Here is a 26,542-nt window from a genome sequence, read left to right on the forward strand (position 1 = left end):
CTCCGCGACCGAAGCCAAGTAGTATACTGTCAACTAATCAGCTAGAACGCATGCGTCCCTCCATTCGATACATCGCCTCGCTCGTCGTCGGCGTCGGTGTCGCCGGAGTGGCCGTCTCGGCCGCCGAGACGCCGGGGTTGCTCCCCGTGGCAATCGCTCCGCTGTACGCGGCGACGACCGCGCTCGTCCTCCGCCACCGCGACGGGTGGAAGCGACTCGTTCGGTTCGGAGACCAACGCTGGAGCGACCGGAATCGGGGGGCGCTCGGGGGCGGCATCGGCGCGTTGAGTTTCTCGCTGCTGCTCGCCGTCTCGGTCCCCGCCGGCCTCGTCGGAATCGGGCTGATGCTCTTCGGCCAGGCGCTCACGGTCGCGGACTACGAATCGCTCCCCGAGTAGTCGCGCGCCGCTGAGGCGGTTCGACAGTGAGTTTCATCAGCTATATGACCGGATGCGTAAAACGACGCATCCGATGGCCCCTCCACGGTACGGTGACGCCTCGCTTTCGTCTCTCCCCGCCGGCATCGGGTTTCTCCCGGTGCTCTCCGCGAACCTTCTCCCCCTCGTCGGCGTGCTGTGGTTCGGCTGGGACCCCGAAACCCTCCTCGCGGTCTACGCGCTCGAACTGCTGTTGTTGTTCCCGCTTTCGGGTGTGAAAGCGCTGTTCGCCGGCCGACCGCCGAGCTCGTCCCGCGAGGGCGGCGTGCTCAGCCGGTCCGAAAGCGACCTCGTGGATAAGCGCGGGAGCGTCACTATTCACGGCCGACTCCCGCCGGTGTATCCCCGCAACGTCCCCTTCGCGACGGCCGTCGTCGGCGGCGGCGCGTGGGTCGGCGTCTTCCTCCTCGCGCCGCTCTCGGAGGTCGTCTCGGTGTTCGACGTGCTCGCCCGCCCGGAGGCGGTCGTCAGCGTCGCCGCACTCGTCGTCGGGCAGGTCGGTGAGACGGCGGCCGCGTTCCTCCGCGGCGACCGATACGCGGAGCGCTCGCCGTACGCCCTCGTCGAAATCCCCGCCCGGCAAGCGATGTTCCTCGCGTGCTTCCTGTTCGTCGTCGTCCTCGGCGGCGCGGCGGTCGCCCTCGCGGCGTTCGTGCTCGCGAAACTCCTCTTCGAGTGGTCCGGCTTCCGCGCGGACCGGGGCGGCGGCGGTCGGCTGACTGGCTGGCTCGCCGGCCCCGACAGCGAGGCGACCCGCGACTCGCTCGACGTTCCCGACGGCCGACCCGCGGTCGAAATCAACGTGGACCGCCGTGCGGTCGTCACGGCCGCGGTCTGGCGCGCAGTCACGACGACGGGCCCGTTCTACGTCACCATGGCCGCGATGGTCTGGATTGGCGGGACCGCCTTCGTCGCCGAGGAAGCCTCGCTCGCGGTCTGGGTCGGATTCGGCCTTTTCGGACTCGCCCTCCTCGCGTTCATGCTCGCCGGCGACGTGGTCGAGGACACGCTCGCGAGCGGGTGGCTGACCTACCGCCGGTTCGGCGGCCGACTCGTCGCTCACGACCGCTTGACCGGCGGACCGCAGTGGGCGACGGCGGTCGGTGACCTCCGCGACGCCGAGGTCGTGGCGACCCGTCCCACCGACCGCTATCTCGGAACGCGAACCATCGCGGCGACGGTCGGCTGGGGCGACGACGAGACGGAACGCTCGTTCGGGCCGGTCGCGGACGCCGAGAGAGTCGTCGAGGCGTTCGATCTGCCGGTCGAATCGGTGACCCTCGCGCCGCTCGACCGGCGCTTCGTCGGGGCCGCCGTCGCTTCGGTCGTTCTCACCGCGGTCGGCGTCGTCACCGTGGTGACCACCCCGCTCGGTCCGTCCACGAGTTGGCTCCTCGCGTTGTTCCTGTTCCCGGTTTTCGCCGCCGTTCCCAGGGGGTTCTGGACGCTCGCGCACTCGTGAGGCGAGACGACCAGGGCGGTTTGTGACGAGCGAAAAGATGAGCAGCAGAAAGCGCGTGAGTGAACGAGTAGCGTCACGACGACGGTCGCCCGCGACGGCCCGCGGACGGACTACCCTCGCGAATGTAACGAGTAGGCGATGAGCACCACGCCACAGAACTGGAACAGCCGCGTGACGAGCGTGAGCGGCTGTTGGTACTGGAGGCCGATGTAGCCCTGACGCAGGAGCACCGAGCCGACGAAGGCGACGCCGAACGCGACGGCCGTGAGGAAGAACAGGCCCGCGGACAGCGCCCGCATCGTCCGGCTGTCGTGGCGTCGGTAGCCGCGATAGGCCTGGTAGCCGACGTAGCTCCCGACGAGCGTCGACCCGAGGGCGAGCGAGACGATAAGCCAGTCGAGGACGGCCGACAGCGTCGCCATCTCAGAGGTCCTCCCACATCCGTTTGAAGCGGTCGGCGGTGTCGGGTTCCCCCTCGCCGGGGAACGACTCGTCGTCGGTGCGCGTCAGGGACGACTCGAACGACCCGTCGTCTAGCGCCACGGAGAACTCGGAGAGCGTGGCGGTGTAGACGCTGTAATGGTTGTTACTGGTTCGAATCTCGGTCTGCTCGTCGAGGAGTCCGTACGCTTGTAATCGTTCCACCCGGCGGTAGACCGTCGGTTTGGACATCTCACACTCGTCGGCAAGCTCTTGTGCGGACATTGGTTTGGTACTCGTCGCTGCGAGGATGTCTCGGGCGTACTCGTCGCTGAGGAGGTCGAGAATATCGCCCAGCGCCGGATCCTCACTCACGGTGGTCGAATGACTGCTCGTCGGATTAATAGGCCCACGGGTTTCCACCCCTGTTGGTCGCGGCGACCGAGTTGGAGTCCGAATCGGGGCTGGAGCACGGCGGGGCTGTCGAGAGAGCACGATGGTACGGGTTGGTGCGTCGATACTGCGGGGTAGTACGGCGATGCTGTGGAGGGGCTGCTGCGTCAGCGATGACCGCGATGGGTGCCGGGGTGCTGTCAGAGGGCACAGTCCGGTACTGCTCGGGAGGGCAGTCCGGCGTCAGTTCGGCGGGGCCCATCGCAGTTCGACCGACGCGCCGTTAGCCCATATAAAACGGGGGCCAGTTTCTGACCCAGAAACTCGCCCATGTTCAGGCGCGACAGCCCACAGAGACCCCGATTTCGACGAGACGCTCCGTCTCGACACCGGTCCCGCGGACGGTGTAGCCGTAGCCGTCGCAGTTCCACGACACCGAAGTGGTCGGTCCGTAGTCGATAGTCGCCGGCCGGCCGCCGACCGTCGTGTCGCGCTCGTCGGCGTCGATGTCGAGGGTGTAGTCGAACTTCGCGACCGTGAGTTCGCGGCCGCCGCTGGCGGCGTAGCGGAGTCCGACCCCGTTGATGCGACCGGTGGTTCGCGTGGCGTAGACCAGTTCGTACGCGGACGGAACCGTCGGCTCGGGAACCGAAATCGAACTCCGCGCCACCAAGTCGGCCCTGCTCCGGAACCACGACGTGTTCGGCGTCTCCTGACGCTCCACGGTCGTGCCGGCGTCGATGTCCGGGCGGAACGTGTCGGCCGACACCGCCGCGTCGAACGTCACGTTCGTGTACGTCGTCGTCACCGACCGCCGAGTCCCGTCGGCCGTCCACGCCGTCTGCTTGCGAAGCGGGTAGAACCGCTCGGTGTCGAGCCACAACCGCTGGCGGTAGCCCGCCTCGCTCCGGTTCGTCTCGGGGACGATGTCGAGGACGTACGCCTCGCGCCCGCCGACGGTATCGGTCTCGACGAACTCGACTGCGTAGCTACGGTTCGCGTCGGCTCCGGGGGCGACACCGGCGTGCCGCGGTACGACGGGAAGCGGTGACACGCCGATGGACTGCGGACGACCGGCGTCGTCGGTCAGCCCCGCGGCCGCGACGAGCAGTTGGAGCCGTTCGGCCGTCCGCGACTCGGTCGGCGGCCCCGTCAGTTCGATGACGGTCACCGCATCCCTGTCTGTCTCGTGAAGCCAGAGCGTCGATCCGTTCGAGACCTGCCGGTCGTACCGTCGATTCGCGGCGTTCCGGAAGTTCACGCGCTTCCGTTCCGTCTCCGGGACGAGCGTCACGTCGGCGACGGTTCGAGACGTAACCGTGTCGTCGGCTCGGACCTCGACGGTCTGTGTTCCGGTGAGCGCGTCGATGCCGCGGTAGCGCTCGGTCACGTTCGCGTCGACTGCGGGGCTCGCGTCGCCTATCGCGCCCCCCGTCGTCCAGAGGACCGCGGAGAGCGCGACGGCGACGAGCACGAACGCGGCGAGCGTGCGTCGGTTGAGTCGGAGTGGAGGGCGGGTCATACTGGAAGCACTCTGGCGGAAGTTCGACTGCGTGTCGGAGTGCCGACGGCTAAATACTTCTGGACGCCGGGCCGAGCGCCCACCGGACCGATAGCTACACGCGCAAGGCGCGAGACGGGTCGGGTACGCCGCCACCGATACCGACCGTGCCGGCGACCGAGCCCGGGAGTTCCTCGTGTTGCGACTGGTTTCGGCGCTGGTGGTGGCGCTCGTGGCCGGACTCGCGACGCTCGCGACTTCGGGCTATCTAGCGTTCGTCGCCAAGACGACGCTTCCGCCCGTACACGCCTCGAACCTCCGGGGAGTTTATGCGCGTGCGGATGGTACTCAACCAATAATGTCAAGCGAGCGGAGAGAGCTGTTCGAACACATCGAATCCGATCTCATCCTACGAGAGTTCTTTCAGGAGGTGACTGAATACGCGATATTTCTCCTCGATGCGGACGGATACGTCGCAACGTGGAACGAGGGCGCGAGACGAATCAAAGGCTACGAGCGCGACGAGATTCTCGGCCGCCATCTGTCGGTGTTTTACCCCGACAGCGGCGACGGTACGTCGCCCGAGACGGTGCTCGCAGTCGCCGAGGCGGAGGGGAGCTACGAGGAGAAGGGGTGGCGCGTCCGGAAAGACGGGTCGCGGATTCTCGCGCACGTCACGGTTCGCGCGTTGACCAACGACCGCGGGGAGCTCCGCGGGTTCACGAAAATCGTTCGGGACATCACCGAGACCTACGAGTACCGACAAGAGCTGGAACGGAATCGAGACCGGCTCGAACGCACCGAACAACTGGCTGATATCGGCGGCTGGGAGGTCGATTACGGGACCAACGACCTCCAGTTGACCGACGGGACGAAACGACTGGTGGACCTCCCGCCCGACACGGAACTGACCCTCGAAGAGCTCGGAGAGTTCTTTCACGAGGACGACCGGACGATTATCAATGAGGCCATCGCGAGCGCGCGGGCCGACGGCGAGTCGTTCGACATCGAGATGCGGGTGATCACGGCTTCGGGGCGAACGCGGTGGGTTCAAATCCGGGGCGAGGCAGCGGATGACGGCATGAGCGTCCGCGGCGCGGTGCGCGACATCTCGAACCGAAAAGAGCGCGAAGAGCGACTCATGGTGCTGAATCGGGTGCTTCGGCACAACCTTCGGAACAATCTCAACATCGTCAGCGGGTACGCACGAGAGTTGCGCCGGGACCTCGAGGCGGTCGACCTCCCGACGGAGAAGGGCGACTACGACCGGCTGGCCGAGACGGTGACGAACCTCAGTGAGACGACCAGCGGTATCGATGCCGAACTTCGAGCGCTCGACGAGATAGTCACCGCGGCGAGTCAGTTCTCGGTCGAGGCGATGGTCTCGAAGGCGGACCGAATCATCGAGAACGCCGACGACCTCATGTCGACCGGCCAGAAGGCCCGCCGGTTCGAGAACGTCGTGCAGGAACGCACCGACAAGCAGCCGGTTCGCGTCGACGACATGTTGTCGGATATCAAACGGACGTACGAGCGGCGATATCCCGATGCGACGATTCGACTCCGGCCGGGCGAGCAGACCGTGCTCGCGAGCGCGCACTCGCTCTCCCTCGCGCTCGACGAACTCGTGCAGAACGCCATCGTCCACAACGACGAGGATGACCCCGTGGTCACCGTCGCGTCGCGCCGCATCTCGGGCGAGCGAGTCGAAATCACGGTCGAAGACAACGGACCGGGAATCCCGCAGACGGAACGTGAAATCTTGGAACGCGGGGAGGAAACGCCGCTGTCGCACGGAAGCGGGATGGGACTGTGGACCGTCTCCTGGTTCGTCACGCAGTTCGACGGCGAGGTCTCTATCGTCGACCGCGCCGGCGGTGGGTCGACGGTCGAAGTCAGGCTCCCCACGCCGGAGCACTGACGCGGCTGTATCGGCCTCGCCGCCCGAGAACGCGGGCCGACGGCCTCAGACCGACCCGATGTCCTCTTTTTTCCGCATGAGGTAGAGGAAGTACGGCCCCCCGACGAGGCCGGTGATGATGCCGACCGGGAGCTGAATCGGACTCAGCGCGAGTCGCGCGCCCACGTCGGCACCGACGAGGAGCGCCGGCCCGAGGAACGCGCAGCCGATAAGGAGCCGCTTCGAGTCGCTGCCGACGAGATTCCGAACCATGTGCGGGACGATGAGGCCGACGAAGCCGACCAGTCCCGCGACGGCTATCGCCGCCGCCGTCGAGAGGATGGCGATACCGGCGACGGCGAAGCGGACCTTCTCGACGGGCATCCCGAGGGACTGCGCGGTCTCCTCGCCGAGGAGGAGCACGTCGAGTTCCTTGGTGACCGCGAGCGCGAGTCCGAGCGCGACGATGGTGAACGGGAGCGCGATACGCACCTGCGCCCAGTCGGTTCCGAGCAGCGACCCGGACAGCCACGCCTGCGCGGACATCACGACGCCGAGGTCGTTGATGAAAAAGAACATCGCGCGCTGGACGGAGCCGAAGACCGTCCCGACGACGACGCCCGCAAGGACGAGTCTGACCGGCGAGGTGCCGTTTTTCCACGCGATGAGGTAGACGAGGAGGAACGCGATTGCGCCTCCGACGGCGGCGAGCACCGGCATGAGCGGGAGCAGTCCCGACAGGAACGTCAGGGTGACGAGCACGACGAGCCCCGCGCCGTCGCTGATGCCGAGGACGTACGGACTCGCCAGTTCGTTTCGGGTGACGACCTGGAAGATTGCGCCCGAGACCGCGAGGTTGGCACCGACGAGGACGCCGACGAGAACCCGCGGCAGGCGAATGTTCCAGACGACGAACTGGCGCTGGGTGAACCATTCGGGGACATCGCCGCCGAGCAGGAACGCCCGCCACACGTCGGCGTCGAACACGACCGCCGGGTCGAAGACAGCACCCCACGCTTCGGAGAGGGTGAGGGGGTACGCGCCGAAGCTCACCTGTAAGAGCGTCGCCCCGAGGAGGACCGCGAGGCTGCCGACGATGACGAGGGCGAGCATCGAGTCGGCGTACCGGTCGCGCCACTCCGCGCGAACCGCACCGACCGCGTCTGTGACCTTGCTCATCGGGCGTCAGAAGTTCCCGTTGACGATGTCGACGAGGCGCTCGCGGTCGAACAGCTGTTCGTCTTCGGGCACGTCTCCGACCGCACCCGGCCACTCACCGAACTGGTCGGGATACACCATCTTGGCGACGGCTTCCGTCGAGAACATATCGACGATTGGGCCCATGTACTGCCCGGCGCTCCGGATGAGGTTGCCCTCCTGAACGGCCGTGAGCCGCTGTCCGCTCTCGTTGTTCTCGAACGGCTCGACGACGGTGTCGACGAACTCCTCGTGGGTCGAGGAGGTGAGCGCGCCCACCGCGCCGATGTAGTCGGGGTCGACGTTGATGAGTTCCTCGTAGCCGATGGGTCCCTCGGGGTAGCGTCCCTCGAAGGCGTCTTTCATGCCGACCCGGAAGTACGACTTGGTGTTGTTGCCGAGGCGGTGGAGGGGCGCGACGCGGAACTGGCCGGAGTCGGGGCTGACGCCGCGCCAGATAGCGGCGACGGTGGGGCGTTCGTCCTCCGGCGGGAGACCGGCTTCGATAGTGCTCATGAGGTCGTCGTGGAACGACTGCCACGCCTGGAACTGCTGTTGGCGCTGGAACACCGTTGCGACCTTCTCGAACGCCTCGTAGAGCGTGTACGGATTCGGCTCGTTGCTGACGGCGGCCGTCGGGGCGAACCGGAGAGTCGTGCCGAGGAAGGGTCCNGCGACCTTCTCGAACGCCTCGTAGAGCGTGTACGGATTCGGCTCGTTGCTGACGGCGGCCGTCGGGGCGAACCGGAGAGTCGTGCCGAGGAAGGGTCCGGTCTGGGATTCGACTTCCTCGTAGTCCGACGCGTCCCAACTGACGTAGCGGCCGAGCGTGGCGCGGGCGATGAGCCACACGTCGGCGTCGGCGGCGTAGAAGTTCTCCTTGTCGAAGCCGGATTCCGCGCCGCTCGCGAGCTTGGTGAGTCGACTCTCGTCGAATTCGAGCCCGAGGAGGTCGTAGAACTTGAGCGGGGCGCGTTCGAGGCCGGTGGTCGCACTCGGGTGGATACCGAGCGCCATCCCCATATCGAGGAAGGGCCCGGAGGCGACGCCGTACGTCTCCGGCACTGCTTCGAACGTGTACGGGTCGTTCGGTTCTATCTCGACGGTGTACTGTCCGGCGTTCTCGGTCGTCTGTTCGGTCGTCGTCGACTCGGTGGCGGCCTCGGTTTCGGATTCCGCGGCGGCCGTCGACTCGGAATCCGCGCTCCCGCCCGCGGTACAGCCAGCGAGAGCCGATGCGAAGAGTCCTGCACTTCCTGCGAGTATCTGTCGTCTTCGAACCATATTATTTAGGCCTGCCTAAAGACAGATAACCGTTTCGAATTTTAGGCAGACCTAATATCTGAATATCGCACGACGATGTCGGGTCACACGCATATTTCGACCGAAGATGTAATGATTATAACTGTGATATCAGCCATCTCCAATCCGGGTTATCCAGCTAGCGAATACCCAAATTATCAGATGGAGTTACTAGCAACTCTCGCGTCGGGTTTCGACGTTCGCGTCCGCGGTGACGGGCGTTCGTTCGTCGTGTTACGTCGTGCTGCCGCGTCGAATGGCTCGTCCCCTCCCGGGAGTCGGCCGGTGGACCGGTCGCAAACTGCTGTCGAAGTTGGGCTGACTCCTTTCTCGCGTTTGTCGTCACCGCGCCGCCGTCCAGTCCAGCGCGACACGGTGCCAGTCTCAACCCTCCCCACTGAGCGTATTCGACCGACCACATCTACCCTATCTAAGTAATCCGAATAATTTAGATTTCTCGAACTACCTCGATTTGTGAATTATGTGGATTGTCTGGAGTACTTCGGTAGTGTCGGTACTGTCGATACGGTGCCCCTATCGAGTCGATACATAATTCGACAGCAGTCCATTATCCGCCAACGTTACATTATTTACATACTCCACCTAATCTACATACTTTACATCATCTACACTACTCACAGTCTCGGAGTGTATCACCGTGGCCGCGGATTCGGGCGGGACGGAGTCAGCTGTCTAAACGTGCGTAACAAGGATATTATAGATAATCTAAATTATCTAGATTCGGTGAGAAGTTCAATTAACTGCAATTCTGTGGCTTGTTCGTCGCAGTCGCGGTATCCACCCAGATGAGAAGAGATGCATAATCTGACTACTTCGGCTTATCTTCATACTTCTCGTTATTCAGATTATTTCGCTATCGCCGGTTGCCTCTCTGGCCCACAGTCGAGATACTGTTCCACATGCAGATACTGTGAATTAGTTAAATTATCAGAGTTGCTCGCATGCCCCCGGAACTGCACATCGTCGAGGAATCCCGTGACGTTCGATTTTCCGGAAAACCCTACTAACTCAGCATATCGAAAGAATCCACAAAACTAGAATCTGTCTCTTATACACATCTCNAGAGATGTGTATAAGAGACAGAGAGACACATGCGCGAGAGTTTCGAACTCGCACGGGAGGCCGCCGCTCGCGGCGACGAACCGTTCGGGTCCGTACTCGTCCGCGGCGACGAGGTCATCATGCGCGACTCGAACCGAATCGTAACGGAGTCCGACGTTCGTCGGCACCCCGAGTTACACCTCGCCTATCGGGCGTGCCGAGAGTACGACGCCGACGAGCGGGCTGAGACGGTGATGTACACCAGCACGGAGCCCTGTCCCATGTGCGCCGGCGGGATGGCGACCGCCGGCTTTGCGCGCGTCGTGTTCGGCGTCGGCGGCGACGAAATCGGAGAGTTCACGGGTTCGGGTCCCGGCGTCCGGTCGGCGGCGATTCTCGACGGCGTCACCGAGGTAGTCGGCCCGGTGCTGAACGAGGAAGCCCGCCGAGTTCACCGCGAGTACGACTGGTAGGAGCCAACCAACCACCGCGACGAACGCCGATTCGACCGGAGCGCGAACGCCCGGAGCTTCGGCGTTTCGAACAGTCAGAGATTCAATGATTCATTCGAATACCCGTATCTAATATCTATCACAACTACATTCACGAGTCGGTACCGTATCGACGAACGTTCGGGCCCATTCGCTGAATCTGAATGTCGATACCGGCGATGTATCTTCTCTAGCTGTATATTCACGACCGACGAGGGCGCGTTTGAATCGAACGACGTGTTCGGAACGCTCCATCTCGTCTCCGAATCTCTCATTCGTGCGCCAAACGGCTGTTTATGCTCTGTAATGGGTGTACTACTCAGTTCGGCGGTCGATGAGGTGCGTTCGACAACGGCCGTCGTTCGCAAGCCGAGCCTCCCGCATCCGACTACCTGATTGTTCTCTTAGTAATATTGAAAGTTGATACGAACGGACAACTCGGTGAAGCCACGTCAAGCTGCGGACCGGTCCGTCGTCGGCCGGTATCGAGACGTCGCGCTCGGACTGAGCGACAACGAGTATTTACATAATCCAAACGATGGTCTACCTCACGGCGAACCACCGCAAAGCATTACAAGCATATGCCTGTAATCAATTTTCACTCAACCCCACATATCTGTATAATGTGAACACATGTCATCATACACATTTACATAATGTAAGTTGGTGTTGGAAAGGGGGTGCGGTGACCGAGCGGTGAGGGTGTATCGTCGGTCGCACTCGTCGGGTGAGTTCCGGAACGAGATCACGTCGAACCGCCCGTGCGACTCCAAGTTGGGCGAGTCTAAATATTTAATATGTTTCGGAAGAGACGTTTCGACCGTCGATATGAGTAGCGACAGAAACTACGAACGAGAGTTCGTACGGACGTTCTTCACCTCGCCGACGGCGGTCAGCGGCGAGAACTCGGCGAAGATGTTGCAGAGCGCGGCCCAACTTCGGGGGATGCAGGCCCCCGACACATGGATTCCGGACAACGAGGATGCCACGGCACCGTCGATGCGCGACGAGGGCGTCCAGAACCTCGTCGAGGTCGTCTCCGAACACGGAGCCGACTTCCCCGGCGAGATTCACCCCCGCGTCGTCTGGCACCGCGACGACCCCTCGACCCGCTACGAGGGCTTCAAGCAGATGCTCGAAATCACCGACCCCGAAAACGGTGCGGTCGAGCACATCGACGGGTTCGTCATCCCCGAGGTCGGGGACCTCGACGACTGGAAGAAGGCAGACGAATTCATCACCATCATCGAGAACGAACACGGCCTCGATGAGGGGAGCCTCTCGATGTCGGTCATCATCGAGAGCGGCGAGGCCGAACTCGCGATGAGCGACCTCCGCGCGGAGAAGGGCAAGCCCTCTAACAACCTCGAACGACTGTTCCTCCTCGTCGACGGGCAGGTCGACTACACGAAGGACATGCGCGCGATGACGCCGACCGGCGAGCTTCCGGCGTGGGCCGAACTGCGGCACAACACCTCCCGCGGCGCGAGCGCCGCCAACTGTATCGCCGTCGACGGCCCCTACGACGACATCCGCGACGTGGAGGGCTACCGCGAGCGCATGGTCGAGAACCGCGCCATGGGGATGACGGGTATCTGGGCGCTCACGCCCGGACAGGTCGTCACCGCCAACGAGGCGCCGCTACCGCCGAAGACCGGCAGTTGGCTCCTCGAACTCGACGACGACGAAATCGAACTCGACGACGAGGACGGCCGTCAGGTGTACCACGGCGACGAACTCTCGCTCGAACGGGTCGACGACGACAGCTACGTGCTCCGCGTCGACGGCGAAGAACAGGAACTCGACGGCGAGGAACTCCACGAGGAGCTCCTCGACCTCACCACCTACGTCCCGAGCATGGACGACATCGTCGACTCCATGGAGGAGTTCGAGGCGGCCAAGGAGGCCGGCAAGGGCGCGATTGCGATGACGCAGGCGACGACGCTGGTCATCGACGACGTCGAGGTCGACATCGCCAAAGACCGGATGTGGGACGAGGCGACCTATCAGGCCGCGATGACGCCCGTCGCCCTGTTCCAAGACGTGTACGAGCACCGCCCGGACCAACACGACGCCCTCGAGGAGATGTACGGCGAGGGCATCGTCGAGCGCGCGATGGCCGTCGGGACGGACGACTAACGACCAGCAGTCAGCCTGACAACGCCAGCCAACACGCACCTTCCATTTTCGCGCTTGGTATCTGAGACGGCGGTGTTTGCCTACGAAAGCGCCGCTTCCAGCGACTCGACGGCGTTCAGCAGTTCGTCGGCGAATTCGCGTTCGAGGCGCGTCATGTCCACCTGATACTTCGGTCCGCCGACGCTGAGGCCGCCGACGATTCGCCCGTCGGCGTCGTGGACCGGCGCGCCGACGGCGATGAGATTCGGCGCGAACTCCTCGTCGACGACGGCGTACTCCTGAGTCGCGATTTCGTCCAACGCGTCGAACAGCCGGTCGGCGTTCGTAATCGTGCCCTCCGACTCCCGCGGCAGGCCCCAGTGGTCGACTATCGACGCCACCTCGTCGCGGTCCAGTTCCGAGAGGATGGCTTTCCCCGCGGCCGTGTTGTGCAGGTGGTACTCCGACCGGTAGCGGATACCGTTCGCGTCCCGTCCCTCGTCGGTCGACGAGCCGTAACACATGAGCAGCCGACCGTGTTCGAAGATAGTGAAGTTCGCCTCTTGGCCGGTCGCGTCGGCCAGTTCGTCGACGACCCGCTCGACGACCTCGTCACTCGGATACCGATGCCGGGCGCGCTCGCCCAACAGCGCCACCCTGAAACTGACGCGGTAGACGCCGTCGCGCTTGACCAGATACCGACTCTCCAAGAGCGTGTTGAGGTGACTACAAATGGAGCTTTTCGAACTGTCGACCATCGTGTCCAGTTCAGCGAGTGTGAGACCGCCGTGTTCCAGAATGAGGCTGAGAATCTCCAGCGAGGCCTGGGTCGTCTTGAGCCGTCGCCCGGTCACGTTCTCAATCATACACCAATTATTATCATGATGGTTCATAACTGTTGCCATAATGTAAATCAGCTGAACTGCCCCGCCAGCCCGGTCAATCCGGGCATGTTTCTCTCATATTCCCGCGGGAACAAACGAAATAGAACGGTGGGATGCGTCGAACGCTGTTCGGTTCGCGTGCGTCGTGGCTGTTCGGTCGGCCGTCAAATCGCCCGCGACCGTTTCACCCAGCCGATTCGCGTGATTGCCTCCGCGCCGAGTTGGCCGAGGAGGCCCGCGGCTTCGAGGTCGTGTTCCTCGAACGCGTCGACGACCACGTCGCCGGCGCTGAGCACGCCGTGGCTCCCGATGGGGACGTACAGCCCCGATTGGAGCGCGCCCCGACTGTGGTCGTCTTCGGTGTGCTCGTGGTTCGCGTGGATGACCGGCTCGCCCGTCCGGTACGTTCGCGCGGCCGGCGTGTCCTCGCTGACCGAGTAGTTCGGCCGGTCGCCGGCGCGTTCCAGACACTCCTCCGTCGCCTCGATTGTCTGGAGCATGTTCCGGTTCTCGTCGACCAACCGGACGGTCGTGTTGACGAGGCCGAGGACGTTCTTCGCCGCGTCGGCCAGTATCTCCGCCACCTCCGCCTTCGAACTCGCGTTCCGTAACTCCTGGCTCGTCCGGCGAAGAATCTCGATGCGCTGTTCCTGACGCTTCGTGTCCGTCACGTCCCGCACGATGCCGTAGAGCGTGACCGTCTGACCGTCCTCTACCAGCGGGTCGCACGAAAGCCGTATCGACCGCTCGGTCGTTCGCTCGCTCGCGTACTGCACGTCGATAGCAAAGGGCTCTCCGTGTTCGATAGCGTCGCCGAGGCGAACCAACACGCCGTCTTGGTCGCCGTCGGCGTACTGCTCGACGACGTCCGAGACGGTCGGCGTCGCCGCCGCGTCGAACCCGTGTATTCGCTTTGCCTCGTCGCTCCACCACAGTTCGTCGCGCGACACGTCGTAGGACCACACGCCGATACCGGTCAGTCGCTGGAGGCTCGCGAGCAGTTGGTCGACCTCCGCCTTGGACGCCGTCGGGATGGCGCGCGCCACGTCAGTTTGATTCCAGTTCGGTGACCTGACCATGAATGGGGGTACGTACCGAGGACGCGACTATAAATCCCCACGTCGGCCGCGACGGGCGGTTCGAGGGTGAGAACGTGTCGCAACACCAGAGGATTTAATCCGTGCGTATGTGTATCATTGATGATGGCAGTTGAAGACGTGCTCGACTCCCCACGGGGAGGAGAGACATCGGCGACGACGCTCGACGTGGACCGTCCGGACGTGACGGCGTACACCGCACTGGCGACGGAGTTACGGGACCGCGTCGACGGCGACGTGAAGTTCGACGAGTACGCGCAGGTGCTGTACGCGACCGACGGCAGCATCTATCAGGCGCGACCCGCGGGGGTCGTCCTGCCGAGAGACGCCGACGACGTTCGCGCCGCCGTCGAAACCGCGACGAGTCACGGCGTCCCCGTTCTGCCACGCGGAACGGGTTCCTCGCTGGGCGGCCAGACCGTCGGACGGGGCTGCGTCGTCATCGATTTCACGAAGTACATGGACGATATCGTCGATATCGACCCGCAGGCGAGGCGTGCGACCGTCCAGCCGGGGTGCGTTCAGGACCACCTCGACGCCGCGCTCGCGGACCACGGCCTCAAGTTCGCGCCCGACCCCGCCTCCTCGAATCGCTCGACCGTCGGCGGCGGCATCGGCAACAACTCCACGGGCGCGCACTCGGTCCGCTACGGCATCACCGACGCCTACACCGAGGAGTTGGAAGTGATTCTGGCCGACGGGTCGCAGATACACACCCGGGAGGTCGTCCTCGACAGCGACGAGTACGACTCGATTCTCGCCCAAGACGACCTGGAGGCGAACATCTACCGGACGGTTCGGAAACTCGTCGAGAACCACGAGTCGGAAATAGAGAACAAGTATCCGAGCCTCAAGCGCTCGGTGTCGGGGTATAACCTCCAGAAAGTCATCTACGAGAACGACGACGGCGAGGAGGTCATCAACCTCTCGAAGCTGTTCGTCGGCGCGGAGGGCACCCTCGGCGTCATCGTCGAGGCGACCGTCTCGCTCGTCACCAAGCCGGACGAGACGGCGCTCGCGCTGTACTGCTTCGACGACCTCGTGGACGCGATGGAGGCCGTCCCGGAGGCGCTCGAATTCCCCGTCAGCGCCGTCGAACTCATGGACGACGAGGTGTTCCGCCTCGCCCGCGAGTCGGAGGGCTACGCCGAGTACGCAGAACCCATCCCCGAGGGCGCGAAGGCGGCGCTGATGCTGGAGTGGGACGACGAACTCGTCGACGACTTCGAGGCCGCGGTCGCGGACACGAACGCCCACTTCGTCGACTCGGGCGCTGCGTTCGACGTGCTCGAAGCCTACTCCGAAGAGAGCCAAGGCCGACTGTGGAAGCTCCGCAAGGCGGCGATTCCGCTGTTGATGAGCCTCGAGGGCGACCCCAAACCGTACCCGTTCATCGAGGACGCGACCGTCCCGCCCGAAGAACTCGCGGAGTACGTCCAGAAGTTCGAGGACGTCCTTGAGAGCCACGACACGTCGGCCGCGTACTTCGCCCACGCCGGGTCAGGGACGCTCCACATCCGCCCGATTCTGAACCTCAAGGAGAACGAGGGCATCGAGAAGATGCACTCCATCACCGACGACGTGACCGACCTCGTCGTCGAACACCACGGGGCCTTTTCGGGCGAGCACGGCGACGGGATGGCCCGGACCGAGTTCAATCCGAAGATGTACGGCCCCGAACTCTGGGGCGCGTTCAAGGAGCTGAAGACGGCGTTCGACCCCGACTGGCTGTTCAACCCCGGCAACGTCGTCTACCGCGACGGACCCTCGGACCCCGGCCCGGACAGCGACCGGGGCGTCGGCGCGGACATGCGCGAGAACCTCCGCTACGGTCCAGACTACCAGTCCGTCGAGCCGCAGACTGACCTCGACTTCGACGACGAGGGCGGCTTCTCGCACCTCGTCGAACTCTGTAACGGCTGTGGCACCTGCCGGCAGACCGACTCGAACACCATGTGCCCGACCTACCGCGCCTCGAAGGAGGAAGTCCAGACCACTCGCGGGCGCGCGAACATGCTCCGGGCCGCCATCTCGGGCGAACTCCCCGAGGACGAACTGTACTCCGAGCGCTTCCAGACCGAGGTGCTGGACCTCTGTGTCGGCTGTAAGGGCTGTCAGAGCGACTGTCCGACCGGCGTCGACATGGCAAAGCTGAAATCCGAGGTGAAACACCAGTACCACCAAAAGGAGGGCACCAGCCTCCGCTCGCGGGTGTTCGCCAACGTGGACACGCTGTCGAAACTCGGGAGCAAGCTCGCCCCGCTGTCCAACGTCGCCGCGGAGCTACCGGGGAGCCGCCTCCTGCTGGAGAAGGTCCTCGGCATCGCCAGCGAGCGCGACCTGCCGAGCTTCAGCAGCGAGTCGCTGGAGGAGTGGTTCGAGGCCCGCGGCGGGTCGTCCGTGTCGCCCGCCGAGGCCCGCGGGAAGGTGCTTCTGTTCCCCGACACCTACACCAACTACAACTACCCCGAACCCGGCAAGGCCGCCGTCGAGGTGCTCGAAGCCGCGAACGTCCACGTCCGGATTCCGAGCGACCTCGAACCGAGCGGTCGCGCCGCGTTCTCGATGGGGATGCTCGACACGGCCCGCGACCGAGCGCGACACAACGTCGGCCGACTCCGCCCCTACGTCGACGACGGCTGGTCGGTCGTCTTCGTCGAGCCCTCCGACGCGGTGATGTTCCAAGACGAGTATCTCGACCTCCTCGACGGGACGGGTGTCGAACTCGTCTCGGGGTCGGCCTACGGCGTCATGGAGTACCTCGACGCCGTCCGCGCCGACGACCACCTCGACTTCGACGCCCCCGCCGAGACGCTGACGTACCACGGCCACTGCAACCAGAAGGCGACGAACAAGGACCACCACGCCGTGGGCGTCCTGCGACGCTCCGGCTACGCCGTCGACCCGCTCGACTCCAGTTGCTGCGGGATGGCCGGGTCGTTCGGCTACGAGGAAGAGCACTACGAACTCTCAAAGGGCATCGGTAAAATCCTGTTCGGACAGGTCGACGACAGCCCCGGCGACGTCGTCACCGCCCCCGGCGCGTCGTGTCGCTCCCAACTCGGTGACAGACCCGGCGAGTCACGCCCCCCGCACCCCATCGAGAAGCTGGCCGAAGCCCTCGACTGACCACGTCACCGACAGCCGACAGCCGACGGCCGACAGCCTGACGCGCTCTCCCGCAGACCAGCCAGCCTGACGCGATTCACGAACCAGCACCGAACCCGCCGCCTTGCACCCGCGGCGACGTTTCGTGCCGCCGGTTTCCACCCACGGGGCCGACGTTCACGGCCGGCGATACTTATTACTGACAGCAGCGGCTGCGTAGAGACGACGATGCTAGACGTACTGAAAACCGTCGAACTATCGACCGCGTTTTTCGCCTCGCTCGGCGCGCCGGGGCTGCTGCTCGTGGCGTTCCTCGAATTCTTCTTGCTCCCTGTCCCGCCGGACTTGGTGCTGGTCCCGCTGTCGGCGACGAACCCCGAGTTCGCGCTTCCGTACGCAGTCGTTGCGACCGTCGGGTCGGTGTCGGCGGGGCTGGTCGGCTTCCTCACGGGCAAGAAAGGCGGCCGGCGCGCGCTGGACTCGCGGTTCGCCGGCGAGCGGATTCACAAGGTCGAGCGATACTTCGAACGCTCCGGGTTCGTGACGGTCGCGTTCGGCGCGTTCGCGCCGATTCCGGAGGGGTACGAACTGCTCTCCATCGGGTCGGGCGTGTTCGACCTCGACCTCCGAACGTATCTCGCGGCGTCGGTGCTCGGCCGCGGCGGGCGGTACACTCTCGAAGCGATACTGGCGGTCTACCTCGGTGAAGCCGCCCGGTCGCTCACCGAGGTCGACGTGTACTCGATTATCGGCGTCGCCACCGCGGTCGTCCTCGTCGCGTACGTCGTCCGCAATCGGTGGTTCTCGGACCGCTCGGCCGAACCGGTGCAGTAAGTCGGCGGAACCGCGGTCAGGCGACTTCGTCGCCGCTTCGCCACTGGTCGATGACTTCGAGCAGCACCTCGGTTTCGAGGGTTTCGTTGCGCCAGTCACCGACCGCGTCGGTCAGCCCCGTCGCGTCGACGACGTTCTCCTCGTTCGCGTAGTCCGCGATGGGGTTCTCGACGACGAACGGAATCATCATCTTGTTGTCCTCGTGTTCGAGCATGTGGCAGTGCCACGGGAACTGTCCGGTGTAGCCCTCGAACGTCATGAGAATCCGCACGCGTTCGCCGGGGTCGACGCGGACGGTGTCTTTCGGCCCCAGTTCGTTGGGGTCCGGCGGTTGCGTCCCGTCGGGGCCGCGGCCGACGACTCTGAAAGTGACCAGATGCAGGTGAATCGGGTGTCGCCCGCCCGACTCGTTCTGCAGTTCCCATATCTCGGTCGACCCGAGTTGCGGGTAGACCGGCGCGTCCTCGTCGCCGAAGACGTGGCCGTTCAGCGTGTGCGTGATGAGGCCGTTTCGAACCTCGGTCCCGAGCGTCATCTCGCGGGTCACCCGCGCGTCGCTCTCGTCGTCCGACGCCGGCGTCGGAAGCGACAGACTCGTCGGGTCGGCGCTCGCGTCCTCCGGCGGCGCCGACGGGTCCGAGACGCGGAACTCGACGAGGTCGGTCAGTTCGGGGCCCATGTCGGCCCCGTTGGCGAGCGTGAGCGTCTCGCCCGCGTGGTCGGAGAAGTCGACGACGAGTTCGCCGCGCTCGAACGGCGTGAGTAGCAGGGAGTCGAGGTCGCCGTTCGGGCCGATGGGGACGACCGATTCGAGGAAGCCGTGGCCGGGGGCGAACTGGTACATCGTCGGGACGCCCGACCCGCTTTCGCTCTCCAGTTGCAGGTCGAACGAGCGGTGATTCGCGCCGTTCAGGATGCGGAACCGGTACCGCCGCGGTTCGACCTCGACGTACGGCCACACGGCCCCGTTGACGACGGCGGTATCGCCGAGGAACGCCGAGACGAACTCCTCGGGGTAGTGCAGCGAGCCGTCGTCGTTGAACTCCTTGTCTTGCAGCAACAGCGGGATGTCGTAGTCGCCCGACGGCAGGCCGAGTTCGCGCTCCGCGTCGGTCGTAATCGAGTAGAGACCGAGGAGCCCGGCGTAGGCGTTGAGTCGCGTGATGCCCAGCGTGTGGTCGTGGTACGTCGACGTCGTTCGCCCCTGTTCCATCGGGAGCTCCTGCCACGCCGAGTCGAACCGCGGTCCCTCGACCCCGCCCGGCGAGGTCCACATATCGGACTGCCCGTCGTTCGCCGGGTCGAGTTCGAGGCCGTGGAAGTGCGTGACGGTCCGAACCTCCGGCACGGGACCGTCGTAACCGGGGTGGTTCTCCGCGGTCGTGCCGCCGAGTCGGTCGTCGACGGGAAAGAGGTGTTCGCTCGGGAGGCCGCTGTTGTCGAAGCGAACGTGGACCGGGCTCCCGGCGTCCGCCTCGATAGTCGGGCCGGGATACGACCCGTCGAACCCCCAGACCGTCGTCTCCGGCAGGTCCGGGTGAAGCTGTTGGGTGAACTCGGTGACCGCTATCTCGTACGCGTCCGCGCCGTCTCGCTGTCCGTCGGGCTCTCGAACCGACGGAATCGGAAGCGGTTGGACGAACTTCTCCAACGTCGGTGACGCCGCCGACACCTCCGTCGTCGTCTGCGGGAGCGTTCCGGCGATGCCGAGGGCTGCGCCTGTCTGTAAGAACCGCCGCCTAGACCAGTCTGTCATGATGGACCCTGAACTACGACTTGGGAGTTATTATATTAAATCTTCTGAATGTCCGAATCAGGCCCGAGAACGGGCGTCGAGAGCGTGGCTGACCGCGGCGATTCGAGGGCGAGACGGGCGGGCCGTCTCGCGTCGCTAGGTCGCTCGCCGGCGCGCGAGGAGGACCGAGCCGATTACCAGCGCGGCGAGCGCGACCGAGACGCCGAACCCGGGGACGGGCGTGTCGGTCGTGGTCGTCGCGGGCGTGTTATCGTCGGTCGTCGTCTCCGGCGTCCCTCCCGAGTCGCCGTCGCCTGCGTCGTCATCGCCGTCGCCCGAGTCGTCGCCGTCGTTCGAGTCGTCATCGCCGTCGCCCGAGTCGTCGCTGTCGTCACCAGTGTCGTCATCGTCGCCGTCGTCCGGGGAGTCCGTGGACTCGGGCGTATCGGAGTTCTCGTCGTCCGTATCGTCATCATCACTCCCGTCGTTATCGTCGTCATCCCTATCGTCATCGTCATCGTCACCGCCGCCGCCACCACCGCCGCCGCCGGCGTCGTCGGAACCGACCGCGAGCGTCTCGACGCCGTCGACGCTCATCTCCTTGCCGTCGGCGTCGAACTGGGTGAACCCGTTGAGCTGGTACGAGGCGTCTTCGTCCACGTCCTCGCCGGCGGTCACGCGATACCGGAGCGTGACGTTCTCGCGGTCGCCGTAAGTGGCGAACAGTTCGTCGTTGGCGTCGCGGACGCCGGAGAAATCCGCGCCGTCGTCGTCGACGATTTCGACCGACGCGAAGCCGGGGTTGAACGCCTCGACGACGGTGAAGTTCGTCGCCTCGTCGCCGGTGATTTCGACCGAGACGACGGCCGATTCGCCGGGGTCGAGCGTCTCGTCGTCGACCGACCGGGTGAGGTCCCAGTTGTCGTCGTCGTCGGACTCGCTTTGGACGTCGAGCTCGTCCGTTCCGCCGGTCGTCGCCTCGGAGCCGTTGACGTCGGCGAAGCCGTCGAACTGATAGGCCGTTCCGGCGTCCGCGTCGTCGGCCGCTGTCACCTCGTAGACGAGCGAGACCGTCTCGCGGTCGCCGTAAGTGGCGAACAGTTCGTCGTTGGCGTCGCGGACGCCGGAGAAGTCCGCGCCGTCGGCGTCGACGATTGCCACCGAGTCGAACGCGGGGGTGAACGCCTCGACCAGCGTGAAGTTCGCCGCCCGGTCGCGGTTGACTTCGACGCGGACGGTCGTCGTCTCGCCCGGCGCGAGCGTCGCCTCGTCGACCGACCGAACCGCACCGGCATCGTCGCCGTCCGACGGCTGCACGCTGATTTCGTCGGTGCCGCCGGTCAGCGATTCAGTGCCGTTGACGTCTGTGAAGCCGTCGAACTCGTAGACCGTGCTAGTCGTCGCGTTATCGGCCGCGGTCACCTCGTAGACGAGCGTGACGGCCTTCCGGTCGCCGTAGGTGGCGAACAGTTCGTCGTTAGCGTCGCGGACGCCGGAGAAGTCCGCGCCGTCGGCGTCGACGATTTCGACCGAACCGAACGCCGGGGTGAGCTCCTCGACGAGCGTGAAGTTCGCCGCCGCGTCCCGTTCGACGTCGACCCAGACGGTCGCCGATTCGCCCGGTGCGAGCGTCGCCTCGTCGACCGACCGGACCACGCTCGCGCCGGCGTCGGACGAGACGCTAATCTCCTCGTCGCCGGTCGTCGAGGCGCGGATATCGTCGAGCCCGAAGTCGCCGTAGCCGGTGAGGTCGTAGGTCGTCGCGGTCGCGTTATCGGCCGCGGTCACCTCGTAGACGAGGGTGACGTTCTCGCGGGCGCCGTAGGTCGCGAACAGCTCGTCGTTGCCGTCGCGCACGCCGGAGAAATCCGCGCCGTCGGCGTCGACGATTTCGACCGACGCGAAGCCCGGACTCAGCTCTTCGACTACCGTGAAGTTCCCCCGCTCGGAGGCGTTTATCGTCACCGTGACCGTCGTCGACTCGCCGGGCGCGAGCGACGACTCGTCGACCGTCCGAGTGAGCGTCCCGCCGTGGGCGTCCGCGGCGGCCGGCGCGATAGCCGCCCCCAGCCCGAGCGACCCGACCACCAGAAGGGCCGCCATCACGACGACGGGGAGCGCACGGCACACCTCCGACGACAGCCTCGAGCGTGAACTGTCCGGTCTCATGGTGAACGAGCGGGGTTCGGTCCCGACGGGTCACTCGTTCCGCGAGCGACGTGCGAAGCGGCCGTCGGGAGCTTCAATTCGCCCCGGCGGGTCGCGGTCGTGTGACGGGTCGCGGCCGCCGGCGGTGTCTGTTCGACTCGTCGGTCTGGAGACGGGCGTCTCGGGCGCGCGCTACCTCTGAACGCCGATAGCTGGCTCTCGCTGGAACGCATGCAATCAGCGTGTGAATCGAAATCGCCATGCAAATAGTTAACGATTATCTGACTCAGTCCCGCGCTCGGCGGGCCGCGACGCCACTCGCGGGACGCCGCTCGTCAGAGTCCGAGCCCCATTCGGGGCGATATTCGGTGAGTCGCGCCGCGAATCCGCGCCCGTTTTCGGCGTTTCAGCGGACGTAGTCGGCCAGTTCGTCTCGCGCGCGCCGGGCCGCGTCGTCGGGGTCGTCGGGGTAGGTGTACAGTTCGAACGTGGCGAAGCCGTCGTACCCGATGTCGTCGAGCGCGCCGAAGACGGGTTCGAAGTCGATGTCACCTTCGCCGGGGACGAGGTGGTAGTGTTTCCCGCCGCGGCCGCCCGCGATGTCTTCGAGGTGGACGCCCGTGATGCGGCCGGCGCACTGGCGGATGCTCTCGGCCGGGTCCTCGCCGCAGACGGCCGCGTGGCCGACGTCGAAGTTGACGCCGAGCGCGTCGCTCCCCACGTCGTCGATGAGGGTGAGCACCTCCTCGGTGTCCTCGACGAGTAGTTCCGGTTCGAACTCGATGCCGAGGTCGACCCCGGCGTCCTCGGCGTACGCCGTGAGTTCGTCGAGCGAGTCGAGCAGGTGGTCGTAGGCCTCGTCCGGCGTCGTTCCGGGGAGCGCCGACCCGCTCGCGACGCACGCCGCGGGCGCGCCGACCAGCGCCGCGAAGTCGAGCGCGGCCTTCGTGTAGTCGATGCGCCACCGGCGGTCCTCCTCGTCGCCCGAGATGAGCGTCGGGTCGAAGAACGCCGAGGGCGGCGCGTCGTCGTAGTAGCCGCGGGTCGTGTTCGCGTTGACGTTCGACACGGAGAGACCGGTCTCGTCCAGCGCGGTCAAGACGCGCTCGCGGTCGCGCTCGTCGAAGTCCGCGAGGAACGCGTGCGGCACGTCCGCCAGTATTTCGACCCCGTCGTAGCCGTGGTCTGCGATTCGTCTGATTGCCTCCGGCAGGTCGAAACGCGTGTACGCGTTCGTGGAGAAGGCTAACTGTACCATACGTCGTGGTACAGTCACACATGAATAATTGTTTTGGTACTGTCACTCATTCGGGCCGAAAAACGTGAACCGAGCCGCCGAGGGGGCCCGCCGGTTCACGACACGTCGAACGCCGACGAGAGGCCGACCGCCGGGACGACGAACGCCGCCGCGACGACGCCCCACACGGGGGTCAGCAGTCCGGAAAACGCCCCGTTGAGGACGACGAGACCGAGGACGCACGTACCGACGGCGGGGCCGATAGTGCTCGGTCGAGGGTCGGCGTAGGCGGTCAGGAGGTCGCGGCCGGTCCACGCCGCGAACCAGCAGAGCGAGCCACCGGCCACGACGACCGTCGCGGTATCGCTCGGGCCGACGCCGACCGCCGCGCCGGCCGCGACCACCGACCCGACGGCAAGTCCGACACCGGCCATTCCGACCAGCACCGCCCGCGAGTCGCCCGCGCCGGTCTCGCGCTCGGCCATGTACGTGACGCCGGCGATGTAGAGCGCGACGACGACCGGCACGAAGAACACCCACGCCGGGAGCGTCAGGGGCGTCGGAGCGGAGGGCGACCCAGCGACGACCGCCATGCCGAGAGCGACGTTCGCCCCCCGACAGCCACCCATGGCGGCGAAGCCCAGCGGCGTGCCCTTGAGCGCGCCGTCGTAGAGCGCGACGAGGAGTCCGAGGACGACGGCGACGACGCCGGCGGTCGGCCCCCCGGCGGCCGCGGCGACGACGACGCCGGCACCGAGCAGCGCGACGCCGAGGTTCCGCGCTCGCGTGCGCGACACGTCTCCCGACGGAATCGGGCGCTCCGGGCGGAGCCGGGCGTCCTCGTCGGCGTCGGCGTAGTCGTTGAGCGTCGTGCCCGCCGCGTACAGCAGTACCGAAGCGAGCGCGACGCCCGCGAGCGACGAGCGCGGAACCGCTGGGCGGCCGCCGCTGACCAGCACCGCCCCGAGGATGACGTCGGGCGGCGCGGTGAACAGGTTCGGGACGCGGACGAGTCTGGCGAGGCTCGAAAGCGAGCGTCGAAGACCGCCGGTCGCGGGTGAAGCGTTCGTTCGGTTCATCGTCGGTCAGTCGCCCGGACGGTGATTCGTGTCCGACTCGGGCGGTCAGGCCCAGTCATGCGCTTCGAGGTACTCCATCGCGGTTCGGGCCGTCTCCGCCGCGGTCTCCTGATAGGGGTACAGTTCGACCGTGACGTGACCGTCGTAGCCGGTCGCCTCGACCGCGTCGAGGAAGCCGTCGATGTCCATCGCCCCCTCACCGAGTTGGGTGTGTTCGTGGGTGCGGTCCGCGGGGATGTCTTCGAGGTGGTAGTGCGGCGTGTGGGGTTCGAGCGTCTCCACCAGTTCGACCGGGTCCTCGCCGACCGAGTAGAAGTGTCCCGCGTCGAAGTTACAGCCGATTCGGGGCGAGTCGACCCGGTCGACGAGGTCGAGGAAGTCCTCGGAGGTCTCGATGAGCAGGTGCGGTTCGGGTTCGACCAGCACGTCGACGCCGAGTTTCTCCGCGGTGTCAGCGACCTCGCGGAGCCCTCGGACGAAGGCGTCGAACGCGTCCGCCCGCGTCATGCGCTCCGGGACGGGGCCGCCCGGCGGGACCGAGATGCTGTCCGCGCCGAGCGCGGCCGCGGTGGCGAGCGCGTGTTTCGTGTGCTCGACCCGCGCCTGTCGGTCCTCGGCCGCGAGTTCGACGAACGAAGGGTGGTGAAACGCCTCGGTGTCGCGGTTGAACGTCGCCGCCCGACTCGCCGCGGAGGGCTCGATGGCGCTGAGCATGAACGCGTTGCAGTTGCTGACTTCGATGCCGCAGTCGTCGAGGAGCGTCCGAGCGCGTTCGAGGTCGTCGCCGTCGGCCGTTCCCGGGAGCAGATGCGGGTCGTCGAGCAGGATTTCGACGCCGTCGTAGCCGGCGGCGGCGATTGCCTCGACCCCCTCAGTGAGAGTTCGCTGGCGGAACGCGTTCATCGAGAAGCCGAACTCCATCGGTCACACCTCGTAGTGGAAGTTCGGTGACTGGCCGAAGAACTCCCGGGGGTTGTCGTAGACGACCTTCCGGACCTCGTCTCGGTCCCAGCCCCGGTCGAGCATCTTGTCTCGGGCCTTCGGGACCGCGAGCGGGTCCGAGGGGTCCCAGTCGGCGGCGCTGTTGAGCAGCATTTTGTCGGTGCCGTACTCCTCGAGGATGTCGATGGTCGTCTCGGCGTCTATCTTTCCGGGGTAGAGAGTGAAGCCGAGCCAGCAGTCGGTTTGCAGCGAGATATCGACCGTGTTCTCGGTGTTGTGGTCGATGACGATTCGCTCCTCGGTCACGTCCTCGTCTCGAATCATCTCGACGAGTCGCTCGGTCCCCTCGGGCTTCTGGGTGTGCGGGGTGTGGATGATGACCGGCAGTTCGCGCTCCTCCGCCATCCTAAGTTGGCGTCTGAACGCGTACTCCTCGGCCTCGGTCCCCTGGTCGAGCCCGATTTCACCGAGTCCGACGACGTGCTCGCGGTCGAGGTACTCGGGGAGGCCGTCCATCACGGCCTCGGCCATCTCGGGGTAGTTCGCCTCCTTCGGTTCGAGGCCGACGGTGACGTAGTGGTCGATGCCCGCCGCCCGCTCCGCCCGGTCGGTCTCGAACTCGATTATCTGCTCGAAGTAGTCGAAGAACGACGCCGCGTGTTGCTTGTCCGTCCCGCTCCAGAACGCCGGTTCGACGCAGCATTCCACGCCCGCGAGCCGGGCGCGCTCGTAGTCGCTCGTCGAGCGAGACACCATGTGCATGTGCGGGTCGATAATTGGTATCGACATGTGACCTACCTCTCTGATGGTAGTTAATCATTGTTTCGGTGGATTCGGTGACGGCCGGGGGGTGGGGGCGCCACGGCCGCGCAACGCCCGGCCGACGCGGCCGCGAGCGACGGCGGAGACAGCTATTTACTCGTCCGCACCGACGCCGTAGTCGATGCCGGAACACTGTCCGTTCTGCGGCGAGCCGATAGAATCGACCCGCGTCACCCCCGAGGACGGCCGCCCCTACGAGGAGTGGCGCTGCACCGACTGCGACGAGACGTGGCGACACCCCGAGGAGACGGTCCTCGACCGGTCTCTCGATTTCAGCAAGCACGGCAACCAACTCGACAGACGGGACGCCGACACCTCCCTCGACTGGTGAGCGGTCGCCCCCGGCATCGGCGCGGAAACAACATGATTGACG

Annotated in this window: 21 protein-coding genes; 8 read left to right on the forward strand and 13 right to left on the reverse strand. The window is 65.5% G+C overall.

What is annotated here, in order from left to right; genetic code table 11:
- The first annotated feature begins 50 nt into the window (after positions 1-50).
- Together C458_RS01885 and C458_RS01890 are read left to right on the forward strand one after the other, a co-directional pair.
- Positions 51-398, forward strand: a complete 348-nt coding sequence (locus tag C458_RS01885) for a hypothetical protein (protein ID WP_008572744.1) — start codon at positions 51-53, stop codon at positions 396-398.
- A gap of 73 nt (positions 399-471) precedes the next feature.
- Positions 472-1,899, forward strand: coding sequence for a DUF6498-containing protein (locus tag C458_RS01890; protein WP_008572746.1), 1,428 nt, complete (start codon positions 472-474; stop codon positions 1,897-1,899).
- A gap of 110 nt (positions 1,900-2,009) precedes the next feature.
- Here C458_RS01890 and C458_RS01895 read toward each other — a convergent pair whose 3' ends face one another.
- The 3 genes from C458_RS01895 to C458_RS01905 form a co-directional block, all read right to left on the reverse strand.
- Positions 2,010-2,321 carry a hypothetical protein gene (locus C458_RS01895; RefSeq protein WP_008572747.1) on the reverse strand — a complete coding sequence of 104 codons (312 nt, stop codon included), beginning with the start codon at positions 2,319-2,321 and terminating at the stop codon, positions 2,010-2,012.
- Position 2,322: 1 nt separating this feature from the next.
- Positions 2,323-2,694 (reverse strand): helix-turn-helix domain-containing protein, encoded by a 372-nt coding sequence (locus tag C458_RS01900; RefSeq protein ID WP_008572748.1) that lies wholly within the window; start codon positions 2,692-2,694, stop codon positions 2,323-2,325.
- Between the two features lie 352 nt (positions 2,695-3,046).
- Positions 3,047-4,234 carry an outer membrane lipoprotein carrier protein LolA gene (locus C458_RS01905; RefSeq protein WP_008572749.1) on the reverse strand — a complete coding sequence of 396 codons (1,188 nt, stop codon included), beginning with the start codon at positions 4,232-4,234 and terminating at the stop codon, positions 3,047-3,049.
- Positions 4,235-4,571: 337 nt separating this feature from the next.
- Between C458_RS01905 and C458_RS01910 the strand changes: the two genes are divergently transcribed.
- A complete protein-coding gene (locus C458_RS01910) occupies positions 4,572-6,134 on the forward strand; it encodes a PAS domain S-box protein (protein WP_008572750.1) in 1,563 nt (520 codons plus the stop codon).
- Positions 6,135-6,179: 45 nt separating this feature from the next.
- Here the strand turns inward: C458_RS01910 and C458_RS01915 are convergent, their stop codons facing one another.
- Together C458_RS01915 and C458_RS01920 are read right to left on the reverse strand one after the other, a co-directional pair.
- Positions 6,180-7,292, reverse strand: coding sequence for an iron ABC transporter permease (locus C458_RS01915; RefSeq protein ID WP_008572752.1), 1,113 nt, complete (start codon positions 7,290-7,292; stop codon positions 6,180-6,182).
- A gap of 6 nt (positions 7,293-7,298) precedes the next feature.
- A complete protein-coding gene (locus C458_RS01920) occupies positions 7,299-8,594 on the reverse strand; it encodes an ABC transporter substrate-binding protein (protein WP_008572754.1) in 1,296 nt (431 codons plus the stop codon).
- 1,130 nt (positions 8,595-9,724) lie between these two features.
- Between C458_RS01920 and C458_RS01925 the strand changes: the two genes are divergently transcribed.
- Together C458_RS01925 and aceB are read left to right on the forward strand one after the other, a co-directional pair.
- The gene (locus tag C458_RS01925; protein WP_008572756.1) at positions 9,725-10,147 is read left to right on the forward strand and encodes a nucleoside deaminase; all 423 of its coding nucleotides are present in this window, start codon (positions 9,725-9,727) and stop codon (positions 10,145-10,147) included.
- A gap of 846 nt (positions 10,148-10,993) precedes the next feature.
- On the forward strand, positions 10,994-12,304 hold the full coding sequence (aceB, locus tag C458_RS01930) for a malate synthase AceB (RefSeq protein ID WP_008572759.1): 1,311 nt from the start codon (positions 10,994-10,996) through the stop codon (positions 12,302-12,304).
- A gap of 80 nt (positions 12,305-12,384) precedes the next feature.
- Here the strand turns inward: aceB and C458_RS01935 are convergent, their stop codons facing one another.
- Both C458_RS01935 and C458_RS01940 read right to left on the reverse strand, forming a co-directional pair.
- The gene (locus tag C458_RS01935) at positions 12,385-13,149 is read right to left on the reverse strand and encodes an IclR family transcriptional regulator (RefSeq protein WP_008572761.1); all 765 of its coding nucleotides are present in this window, start codon (positions 13,147-13,149) and stop codon (positions 12,385-12,387) included.
- Positions 13,150-13,331: 182 nt separating this feature from the next.
- On the reverse strand, positions 13,332-14,213 hold the full coding sequence (locus tag C458_RS01940) for a GAF domain-containing protein (protein ID WP_008572762.1): 882 nt from the start codon (positions 14,211-14,213) through the stop codon (positions 13,332-13,334).
- A 153-nt stretch (positions 14,214-14,366) separates the two neighbouring features.
- Between C458_RS01940 and C458_RS01945 the strand changes: the two genes are divergently transcribed.
- Together C458_RS01945 and C458_RS01950 are read left to right on the forward strand one after the other, a co-directional pair.
- The gene (locus tag C458_RS01945; protein ID WP_152418115.1) at positions 14,367-17,393 is read left to right on the forward strand and encodes an FAD-binding and (Fe-S)-binding domain-containing protein; all 3,027 of its coding nucleotides are present in this window, start codon (positions 14,367-14,369) and stop codon (positions 17,391-17,393) included.
- 207 nt (positions 17,394-17,600) lie between these two features.
- The gene (locus C458_RS01950) at positions 17,601-18,206 is read left to right on the forward strand and encodes a YqaA family protein (protein WP_008572765.1); all 606 of its coding nucleotides are present in this window, start codon (positions 17,601-17,603) and stop codon (positions 18,204-18,206) included.
- 16 nt (positions 18,207-18,222) lie between these two features.
- Here C458_RS01950 and C458_RS01955 read toward each other — a convergent pair whose 3' ends face one another.
- From C458_RS01955 to C458_RS01980, 6 genes are all read right to left on the reverse strand, one after another.
- A complete protein-coding gene (locus tag C458_RS01955; RefSeq protein ID WP_008578718.1) occupies positions 18,223-19,878 on the reverse strand; it encodes a multicopper oxidase family protein in 1,656 nt (551 codons plus the stop codon).
- Between the two features lie 219 nt (positions 19,879-20,097).
- Complete coding sequence (locus C458_RS01960) at positions 20,098-22,044, reverse strand: PGF-CTERM sorting domain-containing protein (RefSeq protein WP_239638808.1); 1,947 nt, start codon at positions 22,042-22,044, stop codon at positions 20,098-20,100.
- Positions 22,045-22,495: 451 nt separating this feature from the next.
- Positions 22,496-23,347, reverse strand: coding sequence for a sugar phosphate isomerase/epimerase (locus C458_RS01965; protein WP_008572774.1), 852 nt, complete (start codon positions 23,345-23,347; stop codon positions 22,496-22,498).
- 95 nt (positions 23,348-23,442) lie between these two features.
- Positions 23,443-24,405, reverse strand: coding sequence for a UbiA family prenyltransferase (locus C458_RS01970; RefSeq protein WP_008572776.1), 963 nt, complete (start codon positions 24,403-24,405; stop codon positions 23,443-23,445).
- Between the two features lie 45 nt (positions 24,406-24,450).
- Positions 24,451-25,326 carry a sugar phosphate isomerase/epimerase gene (locus C458_RS01975; RefSeq protein WP_008572777.1) on the reverse strand — a complete coding sequence of 292 codons (876 nt, stop codon included), beginning with the start codon at positions 25,324-25,326 and terminating at the stop codon, positions 24,451-24,453.
- Positions 25,327-25,329: 3 nt separating this feature from the next.
- Positions 25,330-26,109 carry a TatD family hydrolase gene (locus C458_RS01980; RefSeq protein WP_008572779.1) on the reverse strand — a complete coding sequence of 260 codons (780 nt, stop codon included), beginning with the start codon at positions 26,107-26,109 and terminating at the stop codon, positions 25,330-25,332.
- A 181-nt stretch (positions 26,110-26,290) separates the two neighbouring features.
- On the opposite strand from C458_RS01980, the gene C458_RS01985 reads away from it, so the two are divergent.
- Positions 26,291-26,500 carry a hypothetical protein gene (locus C458_RS01985; RefSeq protein WP_008572781.1) on the forward strand — a complete coding sequence of 70 codons (210 nt, stop codon included), beginning with the start codon at positions 26,291-26,293 and terminating at the stop codon, positions 26,498-26,500.
- Positions 26,501-26,542: the final 42 nt, after the last annotated feature.

Origin of the sequence: Haloferax sp. ATCC BAA-644, from assembly GCF_000336975.1 — an archaeon.
GTDB lineage: Archaea > Halobacteriota > Halobacteria > Halobacteriales > Haloferacaceae > Haloferax > Haloferax volcanii.